This window comes from Streptomyces ovatisporus (assembly GCF_042653885.1).
Lineage (GTDB): Bacteria > Actinomycetota > Actinomycetes > Streptomycetales > Streptomycetaceae > Streptomyces > Streptomyces ovatisporus.
Window position 1 is genome coordinate 228,633 of record NZ_JBHSFH010000013.1, and the last position, 23,497, is coordinate 252,129.

Here is a 23,497-nt window from a genome sequence, read left to right on the forward strand (position 1 = left end):
CTCGGTCAATGGCACCCTACTGCGCCTGCCGATCTTCGTGCTTAAGCGCCGCCTCCCACAGTGGCGTTGCTGCCCTGCGCGCGGCTTTTGTCTTCCCCGCCGGGCTTCCGTGAAGCGTCTCCGGCGTCTTCGGCGGAGGCTCCTTCCGCGGACGCTCCCTCCGCCTCTTCCGCGGGGGGCTCCGGCGGTACGAGCGAGTCCAGTTCCCCGGTCTCGCCGAGTCGCAGCAGAAAGGGCCGCAACGCGGTGTAGCGGATGACGGTGAGCGAGCAGGGGCCCACGGAGATGCGCTGGAACAGGTCCAGGTGCATTCCCAGGGCGTCGGCCACGACGGACTTGATGATGTCGCCGTGCGAGCACATCGCGTACAGCGCCCCCGGGCCGTGCTCCTCCTCGATCCGGCTGTTCCACTCCCGCACGGCCTCCACCGCCCGGGCCTGCATGTCGCGCATCGACTCCCCGCCGGGGAACGCCGCGGCGGAGGGGTGCTGCTGCACGGTCGTCATCAGCGGCTCTTCGAGGAGTTCGGCCAGCTTGCGTCCGCTCCAGTCCCCGTAGTCGCACTCCGAGATCCGCTCGTCGGTGTGCACGGGCACGTCCGGGCGGGCACGGGCGAGCGGGGCCAGTGTCTCCTGACAGCGCTGCATGGGGCTGCTGACGACCGCGGAGAGCGGCAGTGCGCCGAGCCGGCCGGGAAGCGCCCCGGCCTGCGTCTGCCCGTACTCGTCGAGGGCCACTCCCGGGGTGCGGCCGGCGAGCAGTCCGGAGGTGTTGGCGGTGGAGCGGCCGTGCCGTACGAGGATCAGCGTGGGCATGCCTGCCAGCGTAAGCGAGCGGCCCGTACCGCCGGTCCTGCATCCCGCTGCGGTGGTTGGAGCTGCGACGACGGGGCACAATGACCTGTCGTGATCGTGGACTGCGCCATCTACAAGGACGGGCTGCGCATGGAGCGCCCGTCCGACTACTCCGACGCGCTGGCGGAGGCCAGGGAGTCGGGGGACGCCTTTCTGTGGATAGGCCTGCACGAGCCCACCGAAGCCGAATTCGACCACGTCGCCGAAGAGTTCGGGCTGCACCCGCTCGCCGTCGAGGACGCTCTCCACGCGCATCAGCGGCCCAAGCTGGAGGTCTACTCCGACTCCCTCTTCCTGGTCCTGAAGCCCGTCTCCTACGACCAGTCCACCGCGACCGTCTCCGCCGGCGAGGTGATGCTCTTCATCGGCGACTCCTTCGTGGTCACGGTGCGGCACGGCGAGGCCAATCCGCTCGGTGAGGTGCGGGAGCGGCTGGAGAGGAACCCGACGGTCCTGCGGCACGGTCCGACGGCGGTGATGTACGTCGTCAGCGACGCCGTCGTGGACCAGTACATGGAGGTCGCGGCCGATCTGCAGGTCAGCCTTGAGGGCCTGGAGGAGGACGTCTTCGCCCCCGAAGGCCACTCCGCACGGGACACCGCGAGCCGCATCTACGGCTTCAAGCGGCAGGTTCTGGGCTTCCGGCGGGCGACCGGGCCGCTGGCGGAACCCCTGGAACGGCTGACGCGCTCAGGCGTTCCCTTCGTGCACGAGGAGTCCCGCCCGTTCTTCCGCGACGTCAGCGACCACCTGACCCGCGTCCACGACCAGGCCGACAGCCTCGACCGGCTGCTGTCCGACATGCTCTCGGCGAATCTCGCGCAGATGAGCGTCCGGCAGAACGACAACATGCGCAAGATCTCCGCCTGGGCCGCCATGTTCGCCATCCCGACGGCCATCGCCGGTGTGTACGGCATGAACTTCCGGCACATGCCGGAGCTGCACTGGGTGTGGGCGTATCCGGCCACGATCGCGCTGATCGTGACGGCGTGCCTGATGCTCTTCCGCTTCTTCAAGCACCGTGGCTGGATGTGACGGAACGCCGACGCGGAAACGGGAGCTTGCGGGGAAGCGGCCGCGGCGGACTGCTCCGGCGAGGGGGCGTCCGCGGTGGAGGCGTAACCGTTCTGCACGCGTGACGTTGAGTTGCGTGACGGCCGTGGCGGGGAAGACCCCCGAGCCCCCACCACGGCCGCAGGCATGTCCGGCACCCCGGCCACTCCGGCACCCGGGGCTCGCGGCGGAAGTCCGGAACGCTGTCCCGGCGGCCCGCAGCTAGGACGCCACTCCCGCACGCTCCAGCGCCTCGACTCCCGCCCGCAGCCCGCTGATCCGCTCGTCGAGCGTGAACCCGGCGGGCGCGAGGGAGAGCGTCGTCACACCTGCTTCGGCGTAGCCACGCATGCGCTCGGCGATGCGCTCGACGGGACCGACGAGCGTGGTGGAGTCGATGAGTGCGTGCGGTACGGCCGCCGCCGCGCCCTCCTTGTCGCCGGCCAGGTACTTCTCCTGGATCTCGGCGGCCTCCTTCTCGTAACCCATGCGCTGCGCAAGGCGGTTGTAGAAGTTCTGCTTGCGGCTGCCCATGCCGCCGACGTACAGCGCGGTGTACGGACGGAACTGGTCGGCCAGCGCCGGAACGTCCTCCCCCACCGCCATGGGCACGGTCGGGCAGACGTCGAAGCCGGTGAGCCCCGGGCCCTTGCCGGCCTTCTCGCGCCCCGCGCGCAGATGCTGGAGCGTGGTCTCCTCGGCGTGCTCCGGGGAGAAGAAGATCAGCAGGGCGCCGTCGGCGATCTCACCTGTCTGCTCCAGGTTCTTCGGGCCGATCGCCGCTATGTAGAGCGGGATCTCCTCACGTACGGGGTGCACGGTGAGCTTGATGGGCTTTCCCGGCCCGTCGGGCAGCGGCAGGGTCCAGTGCTGCCCCTCGTGGCTGAGACGCTCGCGGGACATGGCCTTGCGGATGATCTCGACGTACTCCCGGGTGCGCGACAGCGGCTTGTCGAACTTCACCCCGTACCAGCCCTCGGAGACCTGCGGCCCCGAGACGCCGAGGCCGAGCCGGAAGCGCCCGCCGGAGAGCGAGTCGAGGGTGGCGGCGGTCATGGCCGTCATGGCGGGCGTACGGGCGGGGATCTGGAATATGCCCGAGCCGACGTCGATGTTCTCGGTCTGCGCGGCCACCCAGGAGAGGACCGTGGGGGCGTCGGATCCGTACGCCTCCGCGGCCCAGCACACGGAGTACCCGAGACGGTCGGCCTCCTTGGCGACGGCGAGATTGTCCGCGTCCATCCCCGCGCCCCAGTAGCCGAGGTTGATACCGAGCCGCATGTGGTCCCCTTACTGATCAGTAACGTCTCTGTCCGAGGGACTGTAACGTGCGCCCGCAAGTAACCTCAACGCCCATGGAGGCAAGGCATCTGGGCCGCACCGGCCTGCGCGTATCGCGAATCGGCCTCGGCACTCTCACCTGGGCCCGTGACACGGGGGAGCGGGACGCCGCGGATCAGCTCAAGACGTTCTGGGAGGCGGGCGGTTCACTCGTCGACACCGCGGACGTCTACGCGGACGGAGGCGCCGAATACCTCCTCGGCAGGCTCGTCGAAGGGCTCGTGCCGCGGCGCGATCTCGTCATCGCCACGAAAGCGGGCAGCGTGCCCGACCCCGACCGGCGTTTCGACTGCTCACGCGGCCATCTCCTCGCCGCTCTCGACGCGTCCCTGGAACGGCTGCGCACCGACTACGTCGACCTGTGGCAAGTGCACGCCTTCGACCCGGGCACACCGCTGGAAGAGACCCTTCAGGCACTCGACATCGCGGTCAGCAGCGGGCGGGCACGGTACGTGGGGGTCTCCAACTTCAGCGGCTGGCAGCTCGCCAAGGCCGCCACCTGGCAGCTCGCCGCCCCCGGGACGCGCACGACGCTGGCGAGCACGCAGATGGAGTACTCCCTGCTCCAGCGCGGTGTCGAACGTGAACTCCTGCCCGCAGCAACGGACTTGGGCCTGGGCCTGCTGCCTTCCTCCCCCCTGGGCCGCGGCGTGCTGACGGGCAAGTACCGCCGGGCCGCGCCGCCGTCCGGTTCCCGCGGCGCCTCGGAGCAGTTGGCGGCCTTCGTCGCCCCGTATCTGGACGAGACCGCCGACCGCATCGTCGACGCCGTCTCCACGGCCGCCGACGGCCTGGCTGTCTCCGCCCTGCAGGTCGCCCTGGCATGGGTGCGGGACCGGCCGGGCGTCACGGCCCCGATCGTCGGTGCCCGTACGTCGCAGCAGCTCACGGAGGCTCTGTCAGTGGAGGGCCTTAGCCTTCCTGACGAGATCTGCCGAGCGCTCGACGACGTGTCGGCGCCGGTGCACCGCTACCCCGACCAGGACTGGAGCGAGCTGTGACGGACGACAAGGCAGCCGAACTCCTCGCGGCCGTAAGGGCGGTGGAGAGCGGCGAGCGCTCCGCCGCGTCCTTCTTCGCCGATTCCGGACCGCAGGCCGCACCCGCGCGGCGCGCACCGCGCCAGGCGCCGCCCGCCGCGTCCGCGGGCCGTCCGGCCTCCGCAGGGCCCGCGGGAAGCGGCCCCGTGAGCGTGCCGGAGGACCTGCGCGCGGTCCTCGCGGAGGGGGGAGCACCGGAGGGGATGGCCGTACAGGTCGTCGAGGCGCTCGGCGAGGCCGCGGCGGAGCTGCTGCGCACCGACCCGTGGCAGTTGCTGGCCACCCCCGGTGTCCGTCCGGAGCAGGCCGACGGTTTCGCCCGCACCCTGCTGGGCGGGGAGTGCGGGCCGGGCGACGAACGTCGCGCCCAGGCGCTCGTCGTGTGGCTGCTGGAGCGTGCGGCGCTCGCCGGGCACACGGCGCTGGAGCCTGCGGCGCTCGCCAAGGGCCTTTCGCAGCACGGAGTTCCGGAGCCGGACGAGGCGGTCCGCACTGCCGTCGACTCGGGCGCCGTTCTCGTCTTCGAGGACGCACTCGACGCCATGCCCGGCGGGGGACGCGGCGCCCCCGCCGAGACCGGCGGGGCGGACGGACCGGCCGACGGGGCCGGGGAGGAACGCCCCGTCGAGCTGCTGCTCGGGCTCGACCGGTACGCACTCGCGGAGGAGAGCCTGGCGGACGGTCTCGCCCGCGTGATCGGGGCCCACCAGCAGCGGGGGACGGGCAGCGCCACCGGCGACGGCGACGCCTCGGGCGCGGTGACTTCCGGGGGCGGGACCGGCGGCGGGCCCGGCAGCCCCGAGTCATGGGAGGCCGCCGCCTCCTCCGCTCCCTCCCCCTCGGCTGCCGAGCTGATCCGGACGGTCGCCGGGCACGGCCTGACCGTCCACACCGGCGGCGACGCCGCCCGCGCCGAACCCGCCGCACTCCTCGCCGCCGCCCGGCGGTCGGGGCTGAGGGCGTACGCGGCGGCGCACAGTCACGACGGGCGGGCCCGCCTGGCCCGGCTCGTCCCCGCCGACGGGGACGGCTCAGGCGGTGACGCCGGCTCAGGCGAACACGGAGGCGGGGACGGCTCAAGCGGCGGGGACGCGAGCGCCTGCGTCGTCACCGTCGCGGGGCTGCTCGAAGGCCGTGAGGGTCCCGCGAGGGACGAGGACGGCGCGTGGTCACTCGATCTGCTGATCGTCTGCGACGCTCCACAACTGGACGCCGAGACGGCTGCGGCTCTCGTCGAGTCCCTCCCCGACGGTGCACGGCTCGTGCTCAGCGGAGACCCCCATGTGCTCGGGTCGGCAGGCCCCGGCCAGGTGTTCGCCGACGTGCTGTCGTCCGGGGCGTGCCCCCGCATCGCCTCCCGGACGCCGGACCCCGGCCCCGTCGGCGAGCTCGTCTCCGGCATCGGGATCGGAGAGCTGACCCAGGTCGAGGCCCCCGGGAAAGAGGTCGTCATCGTGCCCGTACGGGACGCCCCGGAAGCCGTCCACCGCACCGTCCAGCTCGTCGCCGACTCCGTTCCCCGGGCGCTGGGCGTTCCCGCGGGCGAGACGCAGGTCATCACCCCGGGGCACGGCGGCGCGGCAGGCACCCGGGCGCTGAACGCCGCACTGAAGGAACGGCTGCATCCCGGCCCCGGCCGCTTCGGCGGTTTCGACCCGGGAGACCGGGTGGTCCACACCCCCGCACCGGGCCTGGCGTCGCCCGCGGTGGTCGTCTCGGGCGACGAGGAGGGGCTGCGCGTGAAGTACACGGGCACCGGTGAGAGCGTCCTCGTGGCGCGTGAGCGCGTGGCCGGCACGGTCCGCCACGGCTGGGCGGTCACTGCCCATCAGGCGGTGGGCACGCGCTGGCCCGCGGCTGTGGTGGTACTGCCGGGGGACGCCACAGGGGCGCTGACGCGTGAGTGGGTCTACACGGCCTTCGGCCGCGGTGAACGGCACCTCTCGGTGGTCCACGGCGCCGAGGACGCCCTGCCGCGGGCGGTCGCCTCGGTCACAGCCCCCGAGCGCACGACGCGGCTCCGTACGCTGCTGAAGCAGTCCGCGCAGCAGGCTGCCGCCGCCGCAGCGCCGCCCTCCGGAGAGCAGACGCGGGAGGAGGGCGGCGGGGACACCGGTACGGACGCGGCCGGGCCGGACGCCTGACTGACGATGTGGACGGGCAGGTTCGCCGGCACGCGACGCCCGGTGAACCTTCCCGGCCACAGCACCCGCAGGCACTCACCCGGTGACGCGGCCCCGACACGGGCGGGCCGCTGCGGGGGCGTCCACCCCGCGCTCCGTCAGTCCTCGTCGAACGCCTCGAAGTCGGTCTCGTCGAAGACGGCGCTGACGTCGAAGCGGCAGACGACGCGCTCGGGGTCCGCCTGGTCGAACGGTGCGCTGAGCCACTCCCCCGGCTCGCTCGGTTCGTCGCCCGCCGACACCCACAGCGTCGAATCGCCCTCGTCCAGGCCGAACTCCTTGTGCCGGGTGGCGATCTCGTCCGCCTCGTACTCCCCGAAGAGGACGCCGAGCGCCGCGTGCACACTGCTGCCCGCCGACGTCCCGGCTGTCTCGTCGTCGGCCGAGTCGGGATCGAGGTCAGTGACGCGCTGTGCCTGCGCGAGCAGCCGCTGCGGCTCCACGACGGTGTAGTCCCGCCGGATCAGCACGGTCAGGGCGCTGGGCACCTCGGGGCCGGTGTACGCCGGCATCGAGTCCCCGCCCGGGATCTCGAAAGGCGTGACTTCGTCGTACCTCTCGTACAGCAGCTCGTCGTAGGCCTCACCGGCAGCGGCGAGCTCGTCGAACGCCGCGTAGACAGCGGTGTCGTGGGCACCTTCCTCGCTGCCTTCCGTGGCACCTTCCGCGCGTCGTTCGACCGCTTCCAGATGCCGGTCGAGCGCGGCTTTCACTGCATCGGCGGCGGCACGTACGTCGGCAGCGGTGGGCTGCGCAGCATCAGACATAGTGCAGACGCTATCCGCATCCGTCCTCTGCCCGCACAATAGATGGGATGCCGGAATACGAATTTCGTGACGTGTACGTTCCTCGCGGGGTCTCCCGCAAGGCTGCGACCAGACTGCTGACCGACCATGCCGAGTACGGGCACTGGGAGTTGGCCCGTACGCGGCTCTACCCCGACGGCAGCCGCAGGGTGCGGCTGCGCCGCCGGATCATCCGCCAGCTCCGCGCCACCTGGTGAGCGCAGGAGCGGACAAGAGAACAAGCAGCGGAGCGGGCACCACCCGTGGGGTGCCCGCTCCGCCTTCTTCAGACGCTCCAGGTCAGCGTCGTGACGCGACCCGGGCCCGCCGGTAGAGGACGAATCCGCCGATCAGCAGACCCGCACTCGCCGACGCGGCGATGCCGAGGCTGTCCGACCCGGTCTGGGCCAGCTCGCCGACCGGCTCCGACTCCGCACGGACGTCCGTCTCGGAGTCGGGGGTGATGCCCCCCTCCTCGCCGCCGGGCTCGCCGGGCGTGCCCGGCTCGTCCGGGGTGCCGGGCTCATCGGGGGTACCCGGCTCGTCCGGGGTGCCCGGCTCCTCCGGGTCACCCGGCTCGCCGGGAGTCTCCGGCGGGTCCACGGGCGCGTCGCCCGAGCCTCCGCAGTCCCCCGCACCGTTGCCGCTTCCGAGAGCGCTCACGGTGTTGCCGCACACGTTCACCGGCACGTTGACCGGAGCCTGGACGTTGTTGCCGGAGGCGATGCCGGTACCGCTGCCGGTGTCGCTCACCTGCCCGGAGCCGCCGTCGCCGGAGCCCGCGCAGTTGCCGGATGCCGAGTTGAGGGCACCGAGAACGGTGATCGTGTTGCCGCACACGTTCACGGGGACGTCGACGGGCGCCTGCACATTGTTGCCCGAGCCGATCCCTGAGCCGGAGGCCGACTGGGCCCCGTCCGCGTACGCCGTACCTCCCGAGAACGCAGCGAGCACTCCGCCCGCCGCGGCCACGGTGATCAGGCCTTTCCTTGTGACCTGTCGCATGTGTTTCTTCCCCTGCCTTGCTTTCTGCCAGTGGGTGTTTCAAGGGCGCTCAACGGGGGCGGCGCCTTTCTTCGCGCCGCCCGGGAAAAGCCTTCATGCCGGAGGTGCGCACACACTCCGGCCTTACGGCTTCGTTTCTCCCGCGTTGAGGAATCGGCTTCAGGCGCAGGTGCCGCCCGCCAGGTTCATGTCCCCGAGCACCGAGATCGTGTTGCCGCACAATTCGACGGGGATGTCGACGGGCACCTGCACGTTGTTGCCGCTGAGCACGCCGGGCCCCTTGGAGACCTGGGTGCCGTCGGCGACGGCCACGCCTGCTCCGGCAAGCATCAGGCCTCCGGCGGCAGCCGCGACTGCGGCGACCTTCTTGATCATGATTCCTCCTCGTTGGCATCGCGGTTCAAGCCGCGAACCGCATCACTTGTAACGAGGACGGAGTAACGCGGGTACGAGTGGACGCAGCCATTCACTCGTTCCGGGGACTTACGCACAGTCGCCCGAATAGGCCGCACAAAGAGCGAACGGCACGCCCCTCACGGGACGTGCCGTTCAACTTCCTTACCTGCTACCGCATTTCAGCACTGGTCGAGGAATCGGTCCAGCACACGCACACCGAACTGCAGTCCGTCCACGGGCACTCGCTCGTCAACACCGTGGAACATTCCGGCGAAGTCGAGCTCGGGCGGCAGCTTCAGGGGGGCGAATCCGAAGCAGCGGATTCCCAGATCGTCGAAGGACTTCGCGTCGGTCCCGCCGGACAGCATGTACGGCACGGCGCGGGCGGCGGGGTCCTCGGCCTTGAGGGACGTCTGCATGGCCTCCACGAGGGCTCCGTCGAAGCTCGTCTCCAGGGCCTTGTCGGCGTGCACGTCCTCGCGCCGCACCCGCGGGCCCAGGACACGGTCCAGGTCGGCGAGGAACTCCTCCTCGTGGCCCGGCAGAAAACGTCCGTCGACGTGCGCCGTGGCCTGCCCGGGAATGACGTTGACCTTGTAGCCGGCGCCGAGCTGGGTGGGTGCCGCCGTGTTCTGCAGCGTCGCGCCGATGATCTTCGCGATGCCGCCGAGCCTCGCGAGGGTCTCCTCCATGTCCTCGGGGTCGAGCTCCGTGCCGAGCGCGTCGGAGAGTTCGTCGAGGAAGGACCGTACGGTCTTCGTCACGCGCACCGGGAACTTGTGGCGGCCCAGCCGGCCCACCGCTTCGCACAGTTCGGTGATGGCGTTGTCCTTGTTCGTCATCGAACCGTGGCCCGCGGTGCCGTCCACGGTGAGGCGCATCCAGTGCATGCCCTTCTGGGCGGTCTCCACCAGGTACAGCCTCAGGTTCTCGTTGACGGTGAAGGAGAAGCCCCCGACCTCGCCGATCGCCTCGGTCACGCCCTCGAAGAGGTCGCGGTGGTTGTCGACGAGGTGCCGCGCCCCGTACAGACCGCCGGCCTCCTCGTCGGCGAGGAAGGCGAGCACCACGTCGCGAGGGGGGCGGCGGCCGCTGCGCAGCCGGTCGCGCACGACGGCCAGGGTCATCGCGTCCATGTCCTTCATGTCGACGGCGCCGCGGCCCCAGACGCAGCCGTCCGCGATCTCGCCGGAGAAGGGGTGGTGCGTCCAGTCGTCGGCGTTGGCGGGCACCACGTCGGTGTGGCCGTGGATGAGAAGGGCGGGACGGGAGGAGTCCTCACCGGCGATGCGTGCGACCGTCGAGGCCCGGCCGGGGCTGGACTCGAAGATCTCCGGCTCCAGGCCCACGTCGGCGAGCTTCTCCGCGACGTACTCCGCGGCGGCACGTTCGCCCGGGCCCTCGTTGCCGCCGTAGTTGCTGGTGTCGATCCGGATGAGATCGCGGCAGAGGTCGACGACCTCGCTCTCGGCGTTCCCGCCGTCACCGGTCGGGGAAGGGCTCGACTGGTTCACACTGCCTCCTCGTAGCACGGGTCCGTTCCCATACTCCCGCTTCCCCGGCAGGGCCCCAAGGGGCGGGAGGGCGACGTGATCGGCGAGCTCCGATCGGGTGTTAAAGTTGTGTCGGCCGCAAGCCGATGGCGGGCGGTGCACCTTGTCGGGGTGGCGGAATGGCAGACGCGCTAGCTTGAGGTGCTAGTGCCCTTTACAGGGCGTGGGGGTTCAAGTCCCCCTCCCGACACCAGAAAGACCCTGTCGGCCAGGGATTTTCACCTCCCGCCGTGCCGTGCACAGCACCACGTGACCGAAATCGGACGATCTTGTTCAGGTCGGGCCGGAGAGCCTGCTCCAGGATTCCGCGAGCACGGATCGTCGAAGTACCGGCGGAGAACGTCCTGCGCTCCCCCGCCGGGCGGAGATCCCTCCAGCCCGGGCGGGACCGCCACGCAATGTCATGACCGGGGCGCATTTTCCCGACTCGACCGCCCAATGACGGTTTCCCTGCTTCTTGACTCGTTCTTGACGTGTTCTTGACAATGGCTATGAAAGCGGCCACTCTCATGCCTTCCTATTCGGTGCCACCGTTCAAGGAGAGGCAACCCCACATGAGTTCACGTTCTGTCAGAGTGCTGTTGTCGGTACTCGCGGGTGCGGGCATGGTGCTCGCCTCCCCCGCAGCCGTGCCGGCGATCGCAAGCTCCGCACCTGTCGCAGCCGCTGACGTCGCCGTCACCGACGGTTGCTACACCTGGAACGGAACGCTCAGTGAAGGCGCGTCGGGTGAAGCGGTGCGGCAGCTGCAGATCAGGGTCGCCGGGTATCCGGGGACCGGCAGCCAGCTCGCCATCGACGGCCAGTTCGGCCCGGCCACCAAGGCCGCGGTGCAGCGCTTCCAGTCGGCCTACGGCCTGTCCGCCGACGGCGTCGCCGGCCCGCAGACCTTCAACAAGCTCTACGAACTGCAGGACGACGACTGCACCCCCGTCAACTTCACCTACGGCGAGCTGAACAACTGCAACTCCGACTGGTCCGGAGGCAAGGTCAGCGCCGCCACGGCCCGCGCCAACGCCCTGGTCACCATGTGGAAACTCCAGGCCATGAGGCACGCCATGGGCGACAAGCCGATCACCGTCAACGGCGGTTTCCGCAGCGTCGCCTGCAACAGCGCGGTCGGCGGCGCGGCCAACAGCCGCCACATGTACGGACACGCGGCCGACCTCGGCGCCGGCTCGCAGGGCTTCTGCGCCCTGGCCCAGGCGGCCCGCAACCACGGCTTCACGGAGATCCTCGGCCCCGGCTACCCGGGTCACGACGACCACACCCACGTCGCGGGCGGCGACGGCCGCTTCTGGTCGGCGCCCAGCTGCGGCATCTGATCCGAAGCCCCCGCGCCGAGTTCCATGTCGCGACGCCCGCCCGGTGCCTCTCGCCGGGCGGGCGTCCGCTGTGTGCACCGGTCCCTGAGCCGGCCCCTCTCCCCAGGGCTCGCAAGCCGCGCCGATCCGTGCCGGTGCGAGGGATGTCCCGGGCGGAGCGGCACTCGCCGACTCGTACGGTCAGGCGTCCTTGAGCGTACGGCGGCCGGTGGCGCCGCGTTCGGTCACGCCCGTTCGGTCGAGGTGCTCGAGCAGCGGGACGGCCACCCGCCTGCTGGTACCCAGCGCCCGGCAGCAGTCCCCCACGGTGAACGGCCCCTGGAGGGAACGCAGTCCGGCCACCGCCAGGTCCGCCGCTCCGGGCGGCAGACACACATCGCCGTAGCGTGCGATCACGCCCTCGCGGACCAGTGCGGCCAGCGCCCGGCGGGTCAGGCCGAGTTCCCTCAGGCGCGCTTCCGTCGGCGCCCGGAACGGCGCGGCGTCGAAGTCGGCGCGGAGTTCCCTGGCGGCTTCCCGCAGGGCGGCCGGCAGGCGGTCCGGGGCGTCACGTCGGTACAGCCTGCCGTTGCGCACCAGCAGTCGCTCTCCCGCCAGGGCCTCGACCAGCGCCGGCGCCGGGAGGCCGAGCTCCCGCTGTGCTTCGGCCACCGGGAGGCCGGGTTCGAGGGGTTGTGCCCGGCTGTGCGCGGACACGGCGTCGTGGAGTCTCGTCCGCAGCTCGGCCGCATGCCCGGGGTCGATGAGCCACTCTCCGGCAGCCGGCACGCCTGGGGACGGTCTGTTCGAGGCGGAGCCGCCCGGTTCCGCGCCGCCGGGCTCCGCGCCCGGTTCCGCGCTGCCGGGATCCGGACGGAGCACGGCTCCGGACTCGGGCACCGTGATGCCCATCGCGCGCAGGTCGTCCCGGTGGGCCACGCCCACGCGCCGCAGCTGTACGGCCGTATCGGTGCTCTCCGTCATGGCCGCCAGCCGCCGGGCGCGGGCTGCCGCCGCACCCCTGCGAGTCAGCTCCGGCGGAGCGACGTCCAGCACCACCGCGCCGGTCAGCACCCGGGACCCCGGGTCACGTATCAGCAGCCGGTCGCCGATGTGCAGGTCCAGCGGCGTCCGCAGGCGGAGCCGGGCGGCTCGCGGCCCCAGGGGCCGCACCCGGGCGCTGGTCACCGCCGTTCCGCAGTGGACCAGCGGTTCGGCCGGGAGCACTGCCTCGCCCCCGTCCAGGCGGACGTCCACCACGTCCGTACGCCACCAACCCCCGGGAGTGACAAGGGCGTTGCCCCGCTTCACCGCCTCGCGGGGCGTGCGGCGCAGGTTGACGGCGACGCGTGCGGGTGCGGCCACCGTGTCCGTTTCGGCGCCCAGGCACTGCAGCCCCCGTACGGTGACCGGTCTGCCCTCGGGGGCGAGTTCGAGCTGGTCCTCCACAGTGAGCCGGCCGGCGGTCAACGTGCCGGTGACGACGGTGCCCGCACCGTCGACCGTGAACACCCGGTCGAGCCACAGCCGTACGGGAGCGGCGGCGTCCGCCGGCGGGCCGCCGTCGTGCAGGGCCCGCAGCCGGTGCCGGAGCTCGTCGAGGCCGGTGCCCGTGCGTGCGCTCACCGCCACCGCGTCGACCTCCCCGAGGCTGCTGAGCGCGAGGCGTTCCCGGGCGTCGGCGAGGGCGGCGTCCGGATCGGCGAGGTCGGCGCGGGTCACCGCCAGCAGACCCGTGCGGACACCGAACGCGTCGAGGGCGGCGAGGTGTTCCTGGGACTGGGGCATCCAGCCCTCGTCCGCCGCCACGACGAAGAGGACGGCGGGTGCGGTGGCGATTCCGGCGAGTGTGTTGGCGATGAATCGCTGATGGCCCGGCACGTCGACGAACGCCAGGGGCTGTCCGTCCGGCAGCCGGGTCCACACGAAGCCCAGATCGAGGGTCAGGCCGCGCCTGCGTTCCTCGCCGAGGCGGTCGGGATCGGTGCCGGTGAGGGCACGCAGCAGGCTGGACTTGCCGTGGTCGACGTGACCCGCCGTGGCGACGACGAACACGGCGTCAGTGGGTCCCGGGCTGCGCGGCCAGCACCGCGGCCACCAGCGCGTCGTCGTCCTGCGGCTGGACCGTCCGAAGGTCGAGCAGCAGCTTGCGGCCGTGCTGCCGTCCGACCACGGCGGGGCGCCCGGTCCGCAGGGGTGCGGCCAGCTCAGGGGCCAGACGGACCGCTGCGCTCGGCAGGACGGCGCCGGGAGCTCCCCCTCCGCCGACACGCGCCTCCGTCGCGGTGGCGGTGGCGTCGATGCCCTTGCCGCGCAGCGTGTTCGCGAGAGATTCCGCCCGTGCGTGCAGCCGGGCGGGATCTGCGGTGAGCGCCTGTTCGACGGGAGTGGCCGGCCCGCGCAAAGTGGCTTCCAGTGCGGCCAGGGCCAGTTTGTCCACGCGGAGGGCCCTGGCCAGCGGATGCCGCCGCAGCCGGGCGACCAGGGCTTCGCTGCCCAGGACCAGCCCCGCCTGAGGGCCGCCCAGCAACTTGTCGGCGCTGGCGGTGACAAGGCTCGCACCGGCACGCAACGCGGAGGTGGCGTCGGGTTCGTCCGGCAGGACGGGGTGCGGCCTCAGCAGGCCGGAGCCGATGTCGTGGACCACCGGAACGCCCAGGGTGGCGAGTTCGCCGACTCCTACGGAGGAGACGAATCCGGTCGTCGCGAAGTTGGACGGGTGCACCTTGAGGACGAAGGCGGTGGCCGGGCCGATCGCGGCGGCGTAGTCGTCGAGATGGGTCCGGTTGGTCGTGCCCACCTCACGGAGGCGGGCTCCGGTGCACTCCAGCAGCTCCGGAATCCTGAACCCGTCCCCGATCTCGACGAGTTCGCCTCGGCTGATGACGATCTCCCGGTCCTGCGCCAGTGCGGTCGCGGCGAGCACCAGGGCCGCGGCGTTGTTGTTGGTGAGGTGTACCGCTTCCGCGTCGGCGACCGCCTCTGCAAGAGCCGCCGTGACGCTTTCCCCGCGCCGGCTTCGCCGCCCGGCCGCAAGATCGAACTCGACGTCGGTGCATCCTGCCGCGGCTGCCAGCGCCTCACGCGCCGCAGCGGACAGGGGCGCGCGCCCGAGGTTGGTGTGGACGACGACGCCTGTGGCGTTGATGACCGGCAGCAGCCGGGCGGCGGTCGGGGGCAGCATGGACAGGGCCGTCTCCGCAGCGAGTCCGGCATCCAGACGGCCCTGGCGGACCAGCCCCAGCGCGGCCGTGACGGCCTCCTTCACCAGGGTCCTGCCCAGCCGGTCGCATGCGGCCGCGACTCGTGGGTCTGCGAGTACGGCGTCTGTACGGGGCACTCGTCTTCTGTCGTCGTCCATCCGACCTCCGGCGGAGGCGTACGGGAATCGAACCCGCCTGGCCGGGGTTCCCGGCCACATCGGTGTTGAAGACCGTGAGGGCCACCAGGCACCTGCCCGCCTCCGCCGGGCAGTATAGGTTCCGCGGCGGAGCGTCCCTCAACTGCCGCCGCAGCGCGCGCCGTTCGTGGAGGCACGGTCCACCGCGGCCACCCGGGCCGACGGGACGCGTCCCCCGAGGGCAGTCGGCGGAGGCGTCCCTCCCGTGCCGGCGGAGACCCCAGTAGGTTGACCGCCCATGGACGAGCTGCGATCCGACGACATGCCACGACTGACTCAGCTGGCTCACGGCGGCGGCTGCGCGTGCAAGATCCCGCCGGGCGAGCTGGATTCGCTGGTGTCGTCGTTGTCGGGACGTCACGGGGCTGCCGTGGACCCGGCCCTGGAGCTGATGGTCGGCCTCGACGGGGGCGGTGACGACGCGGCGGTGGTACGGCTCGACGGTGAACGCGCGATCGTCACCACGGCGGACTTCTTCACACCGGTGGTCGACGACCCGTACGACTGGGGCCGCATCGCCGCCGCGAACGCGCTCTCCGACGTCTACGCGATGGGCGGTACACCGGTCACCGCCGTCAACCTGCTCGGATGGCCACGGGACGCGCTGCCGCTCGATGTGGCGGCCCGGGTGCTGAGCGGGGGGCGGGACGTCGCTCACTCCGCCGGCTGCCATGTGGCGGGCGGGCACAGCGTCGACGACCCGGAGCCCAAGTACGGCATGTCCGTCGTCGGCGTCGTGCACCCGGACCGCATGCTGCGCCTGGACGCCGCGGCCCCCGGTCTGCCGCTGACCTTGACGAAACCGCTGGGGACGGGCGTCCTCAACGCCTGCCACAAGGCCACGGGCACGGTCTTTCCGGAGGCGGTCGAGACGATGGCGGCCCTCAACCGTGACGCCTCGCGGGCCGCCGTGGAACGCGGCATCAGGTCCGGTACGGACGTGACGGGATTCGGGCTGCTGGGCCATGCGTACAAGATCGCCCGTGCGGCGGAGGTGACCGTGGTCGTCGACTCCTCCGCGGTGCCCTGTCTCGCCGGTGCGCGGGAGGCCGTCGCCGACGGCTTCGTCAGCGGCGGCACCCGGCGCAATCTCGACTGGATCACCCCGTTCACGGATTTCGGGTCCGCTTCGGGCGAGGAACGACTGCTGCTGGCCGACGCACAGACCTCCGGCGGGCTGCTGCTCGCGGGAGAGCTGCCGGGGCATCCCGTCATCGGGGAGGTGCGCCCCCGCGGGCGCCACCCGCTCGTCGTGCGGGGCCGCCGGCGGGCCAGAAATTGACTGTACATTGACAAAGACTGAGCGGCGTCATTACCCTCCGCCCAACAATCGTGACAGGGGAGGGACATGGCATCGGCTGCCACCGTCGACCATCGTGCCCTCGACGGCACCGCGTACCGTCTCGCGAGCGCACTCGACCTGGAACTGCCCTTCACCTCCGTCGCCGAAGTCACCGTCGACGGCAGGCTGGTGGAGCTGACCGCCGGACCGGCCGGACTCGGTGAGAACATCGCCGCGTCCCTCGGCATCACCGAGTTCGACTCCGAACTGTCCTTCCAGGGCGGGACACTGCGCACAGCGGTCAAGAGCGAATACGACGCACAGTCCAAGACCGTGGAAAAGCCCATGCTGGTGGTGTGGCAGGGCAAGCGGTTCTGCCTGGTGACCCGCCTGTACCGGCTGACTGTGCGCGACGTGCTCGGAATGCTGCGGACACTCCACATCGCCGAACACGACGAAGGCATCACCCTGACCCCGGAACCGGCCGCAGGCAGCCGGTTCGCCGGCCCGGCGAGCATCATCAAGGAAGTCCCGGGCCTCGGCCTCGTCGAGATGTCCAGGGTGACGGCGGAGCACACCGCGCAGCTTCCGCCCTGGAAGGGCGTCACGGTCGGGGACGGTGAGCTGTACCGCGACACGCTCTCCGACGGCAAGCCGTTCTTCGTCCTGGCCGCCCCCGAGGTGTGGGCGACCGTCGTCCCGCTGGCGCACACCGACGTCGAACGCGTACCCGACCGGGTCGGCCAACTCACCCTGCGCATCGCGGACTGACCGCATGACGACATTCCTCGCCCCCGTGGCAGCCGGCATCGTGCTGCTCAGCCTGCTCACCGGCTGCACCGCCCATGTGACCGGTCCCGCCGCACTGCGTGACGCGCTGCGCCTGCACCGGGTCCTGCCCCGTCGCGCGGTCCCCGTCGTGACCGCGGCCGTGCCCGTGGCCGAAGGGCTCCTGGGCGCTGCGGGCCTGGCCGCGGTGGCCGGGGGCAGCCGGACCGGCTTCGTGGCCGTGATGACCGCGAGCGCGGCGCTGTTCGGCGCCTACGCGGGTTACCTCCGGTACGTCCTGTCCACCGGTCGCGGCGGCCCCTGCGGGTGCTCCCGGACGGACATTCCCGTCAGTGGCTGGGCGGCAGGCCGCGCGCTCGTCTACGCGCTGCTCGCCGCCGTCGGCGCCCTTCTGGCGGAGTCGGCCGTTCCGTTGCTCGCCGACCCGGCCGAGCTGATCACGGTGGCGCTCGCGACCCTCACCTTCACCGGGTTGCTGTGGTTCCTGCCGCTCGCCCTGCACAATCCGGCCGAAGGAGACACGTCACCGTGGACTTCGTGACCAGCGCGCTCATCGCCTCCTGGATCGCGATCGCCCTGCTGGCATTCGTGGTCGCGGGACTCGTCCGTCAGGTTCACCAGCTGTCCAGGTCCGGGACGGGCGGCAGAGGTGCTCCCCCGCAGCGGGCGGGCATCGAGCCCGGCCGTCCGGCACCCGGAATCGGTGAGATCGCCGGCGAGGGCAGGACTGCCGTCCTCCTCTTCCTCAGCGACACCTGCAGCACCTGCGAGCAGGTGCTGGCGGTGGCGAACGACTGGGTCGAGGGTGCAGGCGGCGACGGACCCGCGGTACGGGCCGTCTACGCCGAGCCGTCGGTAAGCGCCGCAGGCTCCGCCGTACCGGTCCTGGCCGGCCGCGTGGATCTCTTCGAGGCGTACGACGCCCTCGCGACCCCGTACGCCGTGATCGTCGACACGGCCGGACGCGTGGCGCGTTCGGAGCCGGTGGGTTCCCCCTCGGCGCTGCTGGAGTTGCTGAATCCCGAACTTCCCGGCCCGGTAAGGAGCTCCTGATGCCCTCCCTCGACGACATCCCGATGCTGCGCCGGCCGGGCGGTCCGGCCGCATCCGCTCCCGCCTCCCGGCCCCGGGGGTCGTGGAGCCGCGTGCGCACCCCTGCCGGATTCGCTCTGCCGCGGCGACGCTTCGTCCAGGCCGCGACCGCCGTCGGTTTCGCCGCGCTGGGCGTCTTCTCGGTGACCCGCGAGGCGTACGCCGACGGGTACGACATCTGGACCGGCGACTGCCCGTCGTACGCCTCCGACCACGACTGTTCACCGGGCTGCGGCCCGAGCACCGTGTTCGCGGAGGCCTGTGTCGAGAGCGGCGAGCACGCCGGCTTCCACAAGAACGACGGCGTGACCTGGACCCTGCGCCCCAACCAGTGCTACTCGGGCACCTACGACGGCTGGCTGTGGCGGTTCACCGGCCCGTGCGGCAGCTGTGGCTGCGGTATCGAGCGCCGCTGCCACGACGGCTACCGCAGCACGGAGTCGGGATGGGTACGGTCCATCTGCCGCTACACCACCGACTGCGGCTGCCCCGGCAGCGTCACGTGGCCGAAGGTGGCCAGCGGCGCCAAGGGCCCCGACGTCCTCACGGTGCAGCACCTGCTCACCCAGGGCGGCTTCACCACCGAGGCCGACGGCATCTTCGGCGCGGACACCGAGGCCCAGGTCAAGGCGTTCCAACTCGCCGCCGGGCTCGGGGACTCCGGCACGGTGGACGCCGCCACGTGGCCCGAACTGGCGGTGACCGTGCGGAACGGCGACAGCAACCACGCGGTGCGCGGAGCGCAGCAGCAGCTCAAGAAGCACGGCTACGACGTGGCCGTCGACGGCGTCTTCGGTCCGGCCACCCAGGACGGTGTCACCAAGTTCCAGACCCGGCACGAGATCGACGCGGACGGCATCGTCGGACCGGAGACGTGGCGCACCATGACGGGCTCCGCCTGATGGCCGACCGTGCCGAGCGCACCGGTGACGCCGTCGGAGCCTGGCGCGAGCGGTCGACCGACCCGGCAGCGGTGACTGCGGTGATGGCTGTGGCGGCCGTCTGTGCGGCCCTGTACTCACCCGCGCTGACCTGGGCGGTCACCGGCGGCCTCGCGGGCTTCTCGCTCTCCGGGTCCGTTTGAACGCGGAACAGCGCGTACGCGCTGGCCACGCCAGGTTGGCGGGCACTTCACCGGCAGGCCACCGTGCTTGCCGTTCTCACCGCGGGTCTGCTCCTCGGCGCTCTGCTGTCGGCGACGGTGCTCTGGCTGTTCTCCGGTCTGTTCTCACCTGTCCCGCCGGAGTGGCGGCACGGGATGATCGTCGTAGCGGCCCTGGTGGCGCTGCTGCGTGACACGGGCGTGCTCCGGTTCCCGATGCCGCAGAACGCCCGGCAGATCCCGCAGGACGTCCTGCAGCGCGACCTCATGCGCGGCACCCTGCAGTTCGGCTTCGAACTCGGCACGGGTGTGCGCACCTACGTGTCGGCGAGTGCGCCGTACGTGATCGCGCTCGGTGTGCTGCTCGCGGGGGACGGGATCCTGACGGCGGTCGCCGGCGGCATCGGCTTCAGTCTGGGACGCGCCCTGTCACCGGTGGTGCGGCTCGCTTCGGGGGACGTCGGGGCCTGGGACGTCCGTCTGACGGACCGGCTGGTCCCGATGAACGCGGTGATCTGCGCGGCGACGGCCGTGACCTTCGCAGTGACGGGGTGGACGACCGTCTGGGGCGGGTGACCAGGAGGGCCGTGGCGACCCGCGGCTCCCGCTCCGTCCGTTCCGGCGGCGCTGCGTGACGCGGGGGCGTCCACGGCGCCCCCGCGCGGGAAACGCCTCAGGTGACCGTCCACAGAGCGGCCGCGACGACGAAGGCCGTCAGGCCGAGTGTCGTCTCCATCACCGTCCACGTCTTCAGCGTGGTCTTCTCGTCCATCCCGAAGAAGCGGCTGACCAGCCAGAAGCCCGAGTCGTTGACGTGGGAGAGCACGGTGGCGCCTGCGGCGACGGCGACGACGAGGAGGGCGATCTGGAAGTCTCCCAGGTTCGCCTCCCCGACAGCTCCGCTGATCAGTCCCGCGGTGGTGGTGAGTGCGACCGTGGCGGAGCCCTGGGCGACCCTCAGCAGCGTGGAGATGATGAACGCCTGGACGATCAGCGGCATGCCGAGGCCGGCGAGCGATCCGCTCAACGCGTCCCCGATACCGCTGAGTTCGAGGATTCCGCCGAACATGCCGCCGGCGCCGGTGATCAGGATGATCGAGCAGACCGGACCGAGGGCGTCGTCCAGCAGCTTGGTGATCTTCGACAGGGACGCGCGGGGGCGTCCCAGCACGACGATCGCGACGAGGACGGTGGTCATCAGGGCCACCGGGGTGTCGCCGAGCAGGCTGAGGAAGGCGACCCAGGCGGCGTCCTTGTCGACGGACTTGGCCGTGACGAGGGTCTCCATGACCGTGCCGAGCGAGATGAGCACGAGCGGCAGCAGCAGAAGAAGCAGAACCGTGCCGAAGGCGGGAGTCCCCCGGCCCGGGCCGGTTCCCTCCTCGGCGTCCTGCTCCGCCGCGTCGTCCCGGCCGTCGTTCATCTCACCGAAGAGCGCCTCGGGCACGGAGACCTGGATACGCGCGCCGAGGTACCGCGCGACGGGCATCACGCCCACGTACCAGGCCACCACGGCGATGGGGATGCCCACCAGCATCGTGACGGCGATGCTGCCCCCGAGAGCCTCCGCAGCCGCGACCGGCCCCGGGTGCGGCGGGACGATGGCGTGCATGGCGGCGAAGGCCCCCGCGGCGGGCAGCGCGTAGAGGAGGAGCGAGCCGCCGAAGCGCCGCGCCACGGTCAGGATGATCGGGAGGAAGATGACCAGTCCTGCGTCGAAGAAGATCGGGAAGCCGAAGAGCAGCGAGGCCACGCCGAGTGCCAGCGGTGCGCGCTTCTCGCCGAAGCGGGTGATCAGCGTGTCGGCCAGGGCCTGCGCGCCGCCGGTGACCTCCAGCAGCCGGCCCAGCATGACGCCGAAGGCCACGAGCAGCGCCACGGGCCCGATCGTGTCGGCGAAGCCGTACATCATCGCGTCGGGTATGTCGGCGAGCGGGAAGCCGACCGCCAGGGCCGTGACCACACTGACGAGGACCAGAGCGATGAAGGCGTGCAGTTTCACCTTCATGATCAGGAACAGCAGCAGGGCGACTGCTCCCGCGGCCATCAGCAGCAGCGTGGCCGTGCCGTATGCCGGCTCGATCGCTTCCATGCAGGTGCTCCAATTCGGCGTCGCGACTCCGTGGGGTCCGTAGGCGACTGCTGCGCCGTGGCGGACCGTCGTGACGGGCACTGTGCTGCCCTTGCCGGGCACCTGGGAAGGGGTCGTGCGCCACTGATCGCGCAGAACGCGGACGCGGAGGGCCTGAGATCGGGCAAGGCGGGCATACCCGGCGGGGCGCGGCGACGGGCTGCCCCGCCCGGCCGGTCGGGCTGCGCCCGCAGTCAGCTCTCCTTGCGCCGGCGGCTCGGACGGCTGCGGAACGGGATGAACTGCACGATCCGCGCAAGCTTCGGGGACTGCTCGCGGGTGTAGCGGTCCAGTTCCTCCGCGAGGCGCTGCGAGCGGTTCTCCACGGACAGCTCGTCCAGGACGCGGTCGATCTGGGCGAGCAGAGCACCGCGCAGTTGCCACTGCTCCGGGTCGCGCCGTACGCGGTCCAGCAGCAGCAGGGCGAGCCGGTCCCTGGCGAGATGAGCGCCCGAGAGCTCCTCGACCAGCCGGGCCTCCGCGGTGTCCGCCTGGGAGCTGACCTCGGTGGTGACGAGCACGGTGAACGCCCGCAGCGCACCGTCCAGATGGGAGTACACCTCGCCGAGGACGGTGGCTTCCTGCTCCGTGACGAGGTGCTTCGTCTTGTGCGTGCGGGCGAGGTCCGTGAACGTCCTGGCCATGACGCGCAGGACGACCGCGCAGATCTCCAGGGTGTCCAGGCCGGTGCGCAGGACGACCCGGGAGAGCAGGCCCTCCTTGACCCGCGGGTTGAGTTTCATGCTCTCCTCGGCCTGGACGAGAGCGGCGTCCACCTCCACGACGTCGTGGTCGAGACGGCGGGCCTCCGCCAGCCGGTCGGCGGCGTCCTCGACCGGCCTGTGACTGTCGAGCTCCTCACCGATGAGACGCAGAAGGTGGCGGAGCCGGGCGCCGAGATCCTCGATGGACTCCCCCGCGCTCTGCGTCCAGACCGGCGGGACGAAGAAGACGTTGAAGAGCAGCCCGACGACCGCGCCGATCACGGTCTCCAGCACGCGGTCGAGCGCCGTGTCCGCCACACGCGTCACGCTGACGCCCAGCACGAGCATCGCGCTGATGGCGACCTCGGGGACGAACTCCTTGACGCGGACGAGGTGGCCGACGGTCAGGGAGGCGAGGATGAGCACCCCCAGCGACCACCAGCTCAGTCCGACCAGGGAACTGAATCCGACGGCCACCAGTACGCCGGCGACGACGGCGTTCACCCTGCGGATGCCGCGGGTGAGGGTGGCGTAGAGCGTGACCTGGACGACGAGCAGGGTGGTCAGGGGTGCGAGCAGCGGAACCTTCGCATCGCTCAGCCACAGTGCGGCGAGGTAGCTGAGGACGGCGGCTGCGGTGGAACGGACCGTCTGTACGAACGCGGGGTCGCGGCGGCGCCGGGCGAGGTCGGCGAGAGGCTGGGGAACATCCGGCACGCGCTGCCCCTTCTCGGTCCGTGGAGAGGGAGGGCACTGCCCGTTCGGCCGCCGAGGCTGATGACCGGGCGGCGGCCGCCCGGCCGTGCCGTGAGGGACCCGGCGGGTCCGGGGAACTGCTGCGGAGCAGTCGCCGGCCGGGAGGTGTCCGGCCGGTCTTCTCGGGGCCGCGACGCCGGCTAGCCGCTGAGCTCCGGCTTGCCGAACAGGGGCGCGTATCCGGACGGCAGCCGGCTGATGATCTGGTTCAGCTCTCCCCCGGAGACCGCTTCGCCGAGCGTGGAGAGCACGGCGCCTGCGTCCCATTCGGCGGTCCGCGGCCGTGCGCCGGTCAGTCCGGCCACCCGCTGCAGGAACTCCTCCACGCCGAAGTTCCCGGATTCCGCCGCGGACTCGTCGAGCAGCGGCCGGTCCAGCGGCTCGGGCAGCTGTGCGGCCAGGTCCGTCGCCTCGCTGCCTCTGATCCGGGACGCGAGCACGCCGAGGACGGCCGCGGTGATCTCCTCGGCCTCCTTCTGGTCGTGGTACTCACCGCGCTCGCGCACCTGGGCGAGGAACTCGTCGTGCCTCATCGCGGACCTTCCTTCTCCTCGGAGCCACTGGGTCGCGGGCGGCCGGGTTCCCCCCGCTTCCCCGCTCACGCCCTGCGGCCGCCGGCTCACCCGTGTGCGTGACGTCCGGGGCGGGGTCCGCGGCAGGCCGGTGGATGTCTCCTCACTCGTTTCACCCGCCCACCGGCGCGCCATCGGCGGGCCTCGGCCGCGCC

23 protein-coding genes and 2 tRNA genes are annotated in these 23,497 nt (G+C 71.7%); 13 read left to right on the plus strand and 12 right to left on the minus strand.

Annotation, left to right across the window (positions count from 1 at the left end):
• Positions 1-41 precede the first annotated feature (41 nt).
• A complete protein-coding gene (locus ACFPA8_RS22285; RefSeq protein WP_386451199.1) occupies positions 42-815 on the minus strand; it encodes a histidine phosphatase family protein in 774 nt (257 codons plus the stop codon).
• Positions 816-905: 90 nt separating this feature from the next.
• Here ACFPA8_RS22285 and corA point away from each other — a divergent pair, with 90 nt between their 5' ends.
• The gene (gene corA, locus ACFPA8_RS22290) at positions 906-1,889 is read left to right on the plus strand and encodes a magnesium/cobalt transporter CorA (RefSeq protein WP_386451200.1); all 984 of its coding nucleotides are present in this window, start codon (positions 906-908) and stop codon (positions 1,887-1,889) included.
• Between the two features lie 240 nt (positions 1,890-2,129).
• On the opposite strand, the gene ACFPA8_RS22295 is transcribed toward corA, so the two are convergent.
• Entirely contained in the window at positions 2,130-3,188 is a 1,059-nt protein-coding gene (locus ACFPA8_RS22295) for an LLM class F420-dependent oxidoreductase (protein ID WP_386451201.1), read from the minus strand.
• A gap of 74 nt (positions 3,189-3,262) precedes the next feature.
• On the opposite strand from ACFPA8_RS22295, the gene ACFPA8_RS22300 reads away from it, so the two are divergent.
• Positions 3,263-4,249, plus strand: coding sequence for an aldo/keto reductase (locus ACFPA8_RS22300; protein WP_386451202.1), 987 nt, complete (start codon positions 3,263-3,265; stop codon positions 4,247-4,249).
• The gene (locus ACFPA8_RS22305) at positions 4,246-6,432 is read left to right on the plus strand and encodes a helix-hairpin-helix domain-containing protein (protein ID WP_386451203.1); all 2,187 of its coding nucleotides are present in this window, start codon (positions 4,246-4,248) and stop codon (positions 6,430-6,432) included. Before ACFPA8_RS22300 ends, ACFPA8_RS22305 begins: the two co-directional genes overlap by 4 nt.
• A gap of 137 nt (positions 6,433-6,569) precedes the next feature.
• On the opposite strand, the gene ACFPA8_RS22310 is transcribed toward ACFPA8_RS22305, so the two are convergent.
• Positions 6,570-7,238: a hypothetical protein gene (locus tag ACFPA8_RS22310; protein ID WP_386451204.1), complete on the minus strand. Its 669-nt coding sequence runs from the start codon at positions 7,236-7,238 to the stop codon at positions 6,570-6,572.
• Positions 7,239-7,285: 47 nt separating this feature from the next.
• Between ACFPA8_RS22310 and ACFPA8_RS22315 the strand changes: the two genes are divergently transcribed.
• Positions 7,286-7,474: a DUF5703 family protein gene (locus ACFPA8_RS22315; RefSeq protein ID WP_386451205.1), complete on the plus strand. Its 189-nt coding sequence runs from the start codon at positions 7,286-7,288 to the stop codon at positions 7,472-7,474.
• A gap of 82 nt (positions 7,475-7,556) precedes the next feature.
• On the opposite strand, the gene ACFPA8_RS22320 is transcribed toward ACFPA8_RS22315, so the two are convergent.
• The 3 genes from ACFPA8_RS22320 to ACFPA8_RS22330 form a co-directional block, all read right to left on the minus strand.
• Positions 7,557-8,261, minus strand: a complete 705-nt coding sequence (locus ACFPA8_RS22320) for a chaplin (RefSeq protein ID WP_386451206.1) — start codon at positions 8,259-8,261, stop codon at positions 7,557-7,559.
• Between the two features lie 159 nt (positions 8,262-8,420).
• A complete protein-coding gene (locus tag ACFPA8_RS22325; RefSeq protein ID WP_386451207.1) occupies positions 8,421-8,636 on the minus strand; it encodes a chaplin in 216 nt (71 codons plus the stop codon).
• A gap of 200 nt (positions 8,637-8,836) precedes the next feature.
• Positions 8,837-10,171, minus strand: coding sequence for a M20/M25/M40 family metallo-hydrolase (locus ACFPA8_RS22330; protein ID WP_386451208.1), 1,335 nt, complete (start codon positions 10,169-10,171; stop codon positions 8,837-8,839).
• 144 nt (positions 10,172-10,315) lie between these two features.
• Here ACFPA8_RS22330 and ACFPA8_RS22335 point away from each other — a divergent pair.
• Positions 10,316-10,403, plus strand: a tRNA-Leu gene (locus ACFPA8_RS22335).
• Between the two features lie 361 nt (positions 10,404-10,764).
• A complete protein-coding gene (locus ACFPA8_RS22340; protein ID WP_386451209.1) occupies positions 10,765-11,535 on the plus strand; it encodes a D-Ala-D-Ala carboxypeptidase family metallohydrolase in 771 nt (256 codons plus the stop codon).
• Between the two features lie 180 nt (positions 11,536-11,715).
• Here the strand turns inward: ACFPA8_RS22340 and selB are convergent, their stop codons facing one another.
• The 3 genes from selB to ACFPA8_RS22355 form a co-directional block, all read right to left on the minus strand.
• The gene (gene selB, locus ACFPA8_RS22345) at positions 11,716-13,569 is read right to left on the minus strand and encodes a selenocysteine-specific translation elongation factor (protein ID WP_386451210.1); all 1,854 of its coding nucleotides are present in this window, start codon (positions 13,567-13,569) and stop codon (positions 11,716-11,718) included.
• A gap of 4 nt (positions 13,570-13,573) precedes the next feature.
• On the minus strand, positions 13,574-14,875 hold the full coding sequence (gene selA / locus ACFPA8_RS22350) for an L-seryl-tRNA(Sec) selenium transferase (protein WP_386451211.1): 1,302 nt from the start codon (positions 14,873-14,875) through the stop codon (positions 13,574-13,576).
• 11 nt (positions 14,876-14,886) lie between these two features.
• A tRNA-Sec gene (locus ACFPA8_RS22355) sits at positions 14,887-14,979 on the minus strand.
• A 173-nt stretch (positions 14,980-15,152) separates the two neighbouring features.
• Between ACFPA8_RS22355 and selD the strand changes: the two genes are divergently transcribed.
• The 7 genes from selD (at position 15,153) to ACFPA8_RS22390 (ending at position 19,755) form a co-directional block, all read left to right on the plus strand.
• Entirely contained in the window at positions 15,153-16,196 is a 1,044-nt protein-coding gene (selD, locus tag ACFPA8_RS22360; RefSeq protein WP_386451212.1) for a selenide, water dikinase SelD, read from the plus strand.
• A gap of 66 nt (positions 16,197-16,262) precedes the next feature.
• Positions 16,263-16,967 (plus strand): hypothetical protein, encoded by a 705-nt coding sequence (locus tag ACFPA8_RS22365; protein ID WP_386451213.1) that lies wholly within the window; start codon positions 16,263-16,265, stop codon positions 16,965-16,967.
• Positions 16,968-16,971: 4 nt separating this feature from the next.
• On the plus strand, positions 16,972-17,526 hold the full coding sequence (locus ACFPA8_RS22370) for a MauE/DoxX family redox-associated membrane protein (protein WP_386451214.1): 555 nt from the start codon (positions 16,972-16,974) through the stop codon (positions 17,524-17,526).
• Complete coding sequence (locus ACFPA8_RS22375; protein ID WP_386451215.1) at positions 17,514-18,038, plus strand: hypothetical protein; 525 nt, start codon at positions 17,514-17,516, stop codon at positions 18,036-18,038. The genes ACFPA8_RS22370 and ACFPA8_RS22375 overlap by 13 nt, the downstream gene beginning before the upstream one ends.
• A complete protein-coding gene (locus ACFPA8_RS22380; RefSeq protein WP_386451216.1) occupies positions 18,038-18,979 on the plus strand; it encodes a peptidoglycan-binding domain-containing protein in 942 nt (313 codons plus the stop codon). Before ACFPA8_RS22375 ends, ACFPA8_RS22380 begins: the two co-directional genes overlap by 1 nt.
• Positions 18,979-19,161 carry a hypothetical protein gene (locus tag ACFPA8_RS22385; RefSeq protein WP_386451217.1) on the plus strand — a complete coding sequence of 61 codons (183 nt, stop codon included), beginning with the start codon at positions 18,979-18,981 and terminating at the stop codon, positions 19,159-19,161. Before ACFPA8_RS22380 ends, ACFPA8_RS22385 begins: the two co-directional genes overlap by 1 nt.
• 63 nt (positions 19,162-19,224) lie before the next feature.
• Positions 19,225-19,755 (plus strand): hypothetical protein, encoded by a 531-nt coding sequence (locus ACFPA8_RS22390; protein WP_386451218.1) that lies wholly within the window; start codon positions 19,225-19,227, stop codon positions 19,753-19,755.
• Positions 19,756-19,852: 97 nt separating this feature from the next.
• On the opposite strand, the gene ACFPA8_RS22395 is transcribed toward ACFPA8_RS22390, so the two are convergent.
• The 3 genes from ACFPA8_RS22395 to ACFPA8_RS22405 form a co-directional block, all read right to left on the minus strand.
• Positions 19,853-21,271, minus strand: coding sequence for a GntP family permease (locus ACFPA8_RS22395; RefSeq protein WP_386451219.1), 1,419 nt, complete (start codon positions 21,269-21,271; stop codon positions 19,853-19,855).
• A gap of 233 nt (positions 21,272-21,504) precedes the next feature.
• Positions 21,505-22,731, minus strand: coding sequence for an FUSC family protein (locus ACFPA8_RS22400; protein WP_386451220.1), 1,227 nt, complete (start codon positions 22,729-22,731; stop codon positions 21,505-21,507).
• Between the two features lie 179 nt (positions 22,732-22,910).
• On the minus strand, positions 22,911-23,303 hold the full coding sequence (locus ACFPA8_RS22405) for a DUF2267 domain-containing protein (RefSeq protein ID WP_386451221.1): 393 nt from the start codon (positions 23,301-23,303) through the stop codon (positions 22,911-22,913).
• Between the last annotated feature and the right edge of the window lie 194 nt (positions 23,304-23,497).

What these genes read in the sequence shown, in the direction of transcription:
- ACFPA8_RS22285 (WP_386451199.1), bottom strand. Translation starts at nt 815, where the DNA reads ATGCCCACGCTGATCCTCGTACGGCACGGCCGCTCCACCGCCAACACC.
- ACFPA8_RS22295 (WP_386451201.1), bottom strand. Translation starts at nt 3,188, where the DNA reads ATGCGGCTCGGTATCAACCTCGGCTACTGGGGCGCGGGGATGGACGCG.
- ACFPA8_RS22300 (WP_386451202.1), top strand. Translation starts at nt 3,263, where the DNA reads ATGGAGGCAAGGCATCTGGGCCGCACCGGCCTGCGCGTATCGCGAATC.
- ACFPA8_RS22310 (WP_386451204.1), bottom strand. Translation starts at nt 7,238, where the DNA reads ATGTCTGATGCTGCGCAGCCCACCGCTGCCGACGTACGTGCCGCCGCC.
- ACFPA8_RS22315 (WP_386451205.1), top strand. Translation starts at nt 7,286, where the DNA reads ATGCCGGAATACGAATTTCGTGACGTGTACGTTCCTCGCGGGGTCTCC.
- ACFPA8_RS22320 (WP_386451206.1), bottom strand. Translation starts at nt 8,261, where the DNA reads ATGCGACAGGTCACAAGGAAAGGCCTGATCACCGTGGCCGCGGCGGGC.
- ACFPA8_RS22325 (WP_386451207.1), bottom strand. Translation starts at nt 8,636, where the DNA reads ATGATCAAGAAGGTCGCCGCAGTCGCGGCTGCCGCCGGAGGCCTGATG.
- ACFPA8_RS22340 (WP_386451209.1), top strand. Translation starts at nt 10,765, where the DNA reads ATGAGTTCACGTTCTGTCAGAGTGCTGTTGTCGGTACTCGCGGGTGCG.
- selA (WP_386451211.1), bottom strand. Translation starts at nt 14,875, where the DNA reads ATGGACGACGACAGAAGACGAGTGCCCCGTACAGACGCCGTACTCGCA.
- selD (WP_386451212.1), top strand. Translation starts at nt 15,153, where the DNA reads ATGGACGAGCTGCGATCCGACGACATGCCACGACTGACTCAGCTGGCT.
- ACFPA8_RS22365 (WP_386451213.1), top strand. Translation starts at nt 16,263, where the DNA reads ATGGCATCGGCTGCCACCGTCGACCATCGTGCCCTCGACGGCACCGCG.
- ACFPA8_RS22370 (WP_386451214.1), top strand. Translation starts at nt 16,972, where the DNA reads ATGACGACATTCCTCGCCCCCGTGGCAGCCGGCATCGTGCTGCTCAGC.
- ACFPA8_RS22380 (WP_386451216.1), top strand. Translation starts at nt 18,038, where the DNA reads ATGCCCTCCCTCGACGACATCCCGATGCTGCGCCGGCCGGGCGGTCCG.
- ACFPA8_RS22385 (WP_386451217.1), top strand. Translation starts at nt 18,979, where the DNA reads ATGGCCGACCGTGCCGAGCGCACCGGTGACGCCGTCGGAGCCTGGCGC.
- ACFPA8_RS22395 (WP_386451219.1), bottom strand. Translation starts at nt 21,271, where the DNA reads ATGGAAGCGATCGAGCCGGCATACGGCACGGCCACGCTGCTGCTGATG.
- ACFPA8_RS22405 (WP_386451221.1), bottom strand. Translation starts at nt 23,303, where the DNA reads ATGAGGCACGACGAGTTCCTCGCCCAGGTGCGCGAGCGCGGTGAGTAC.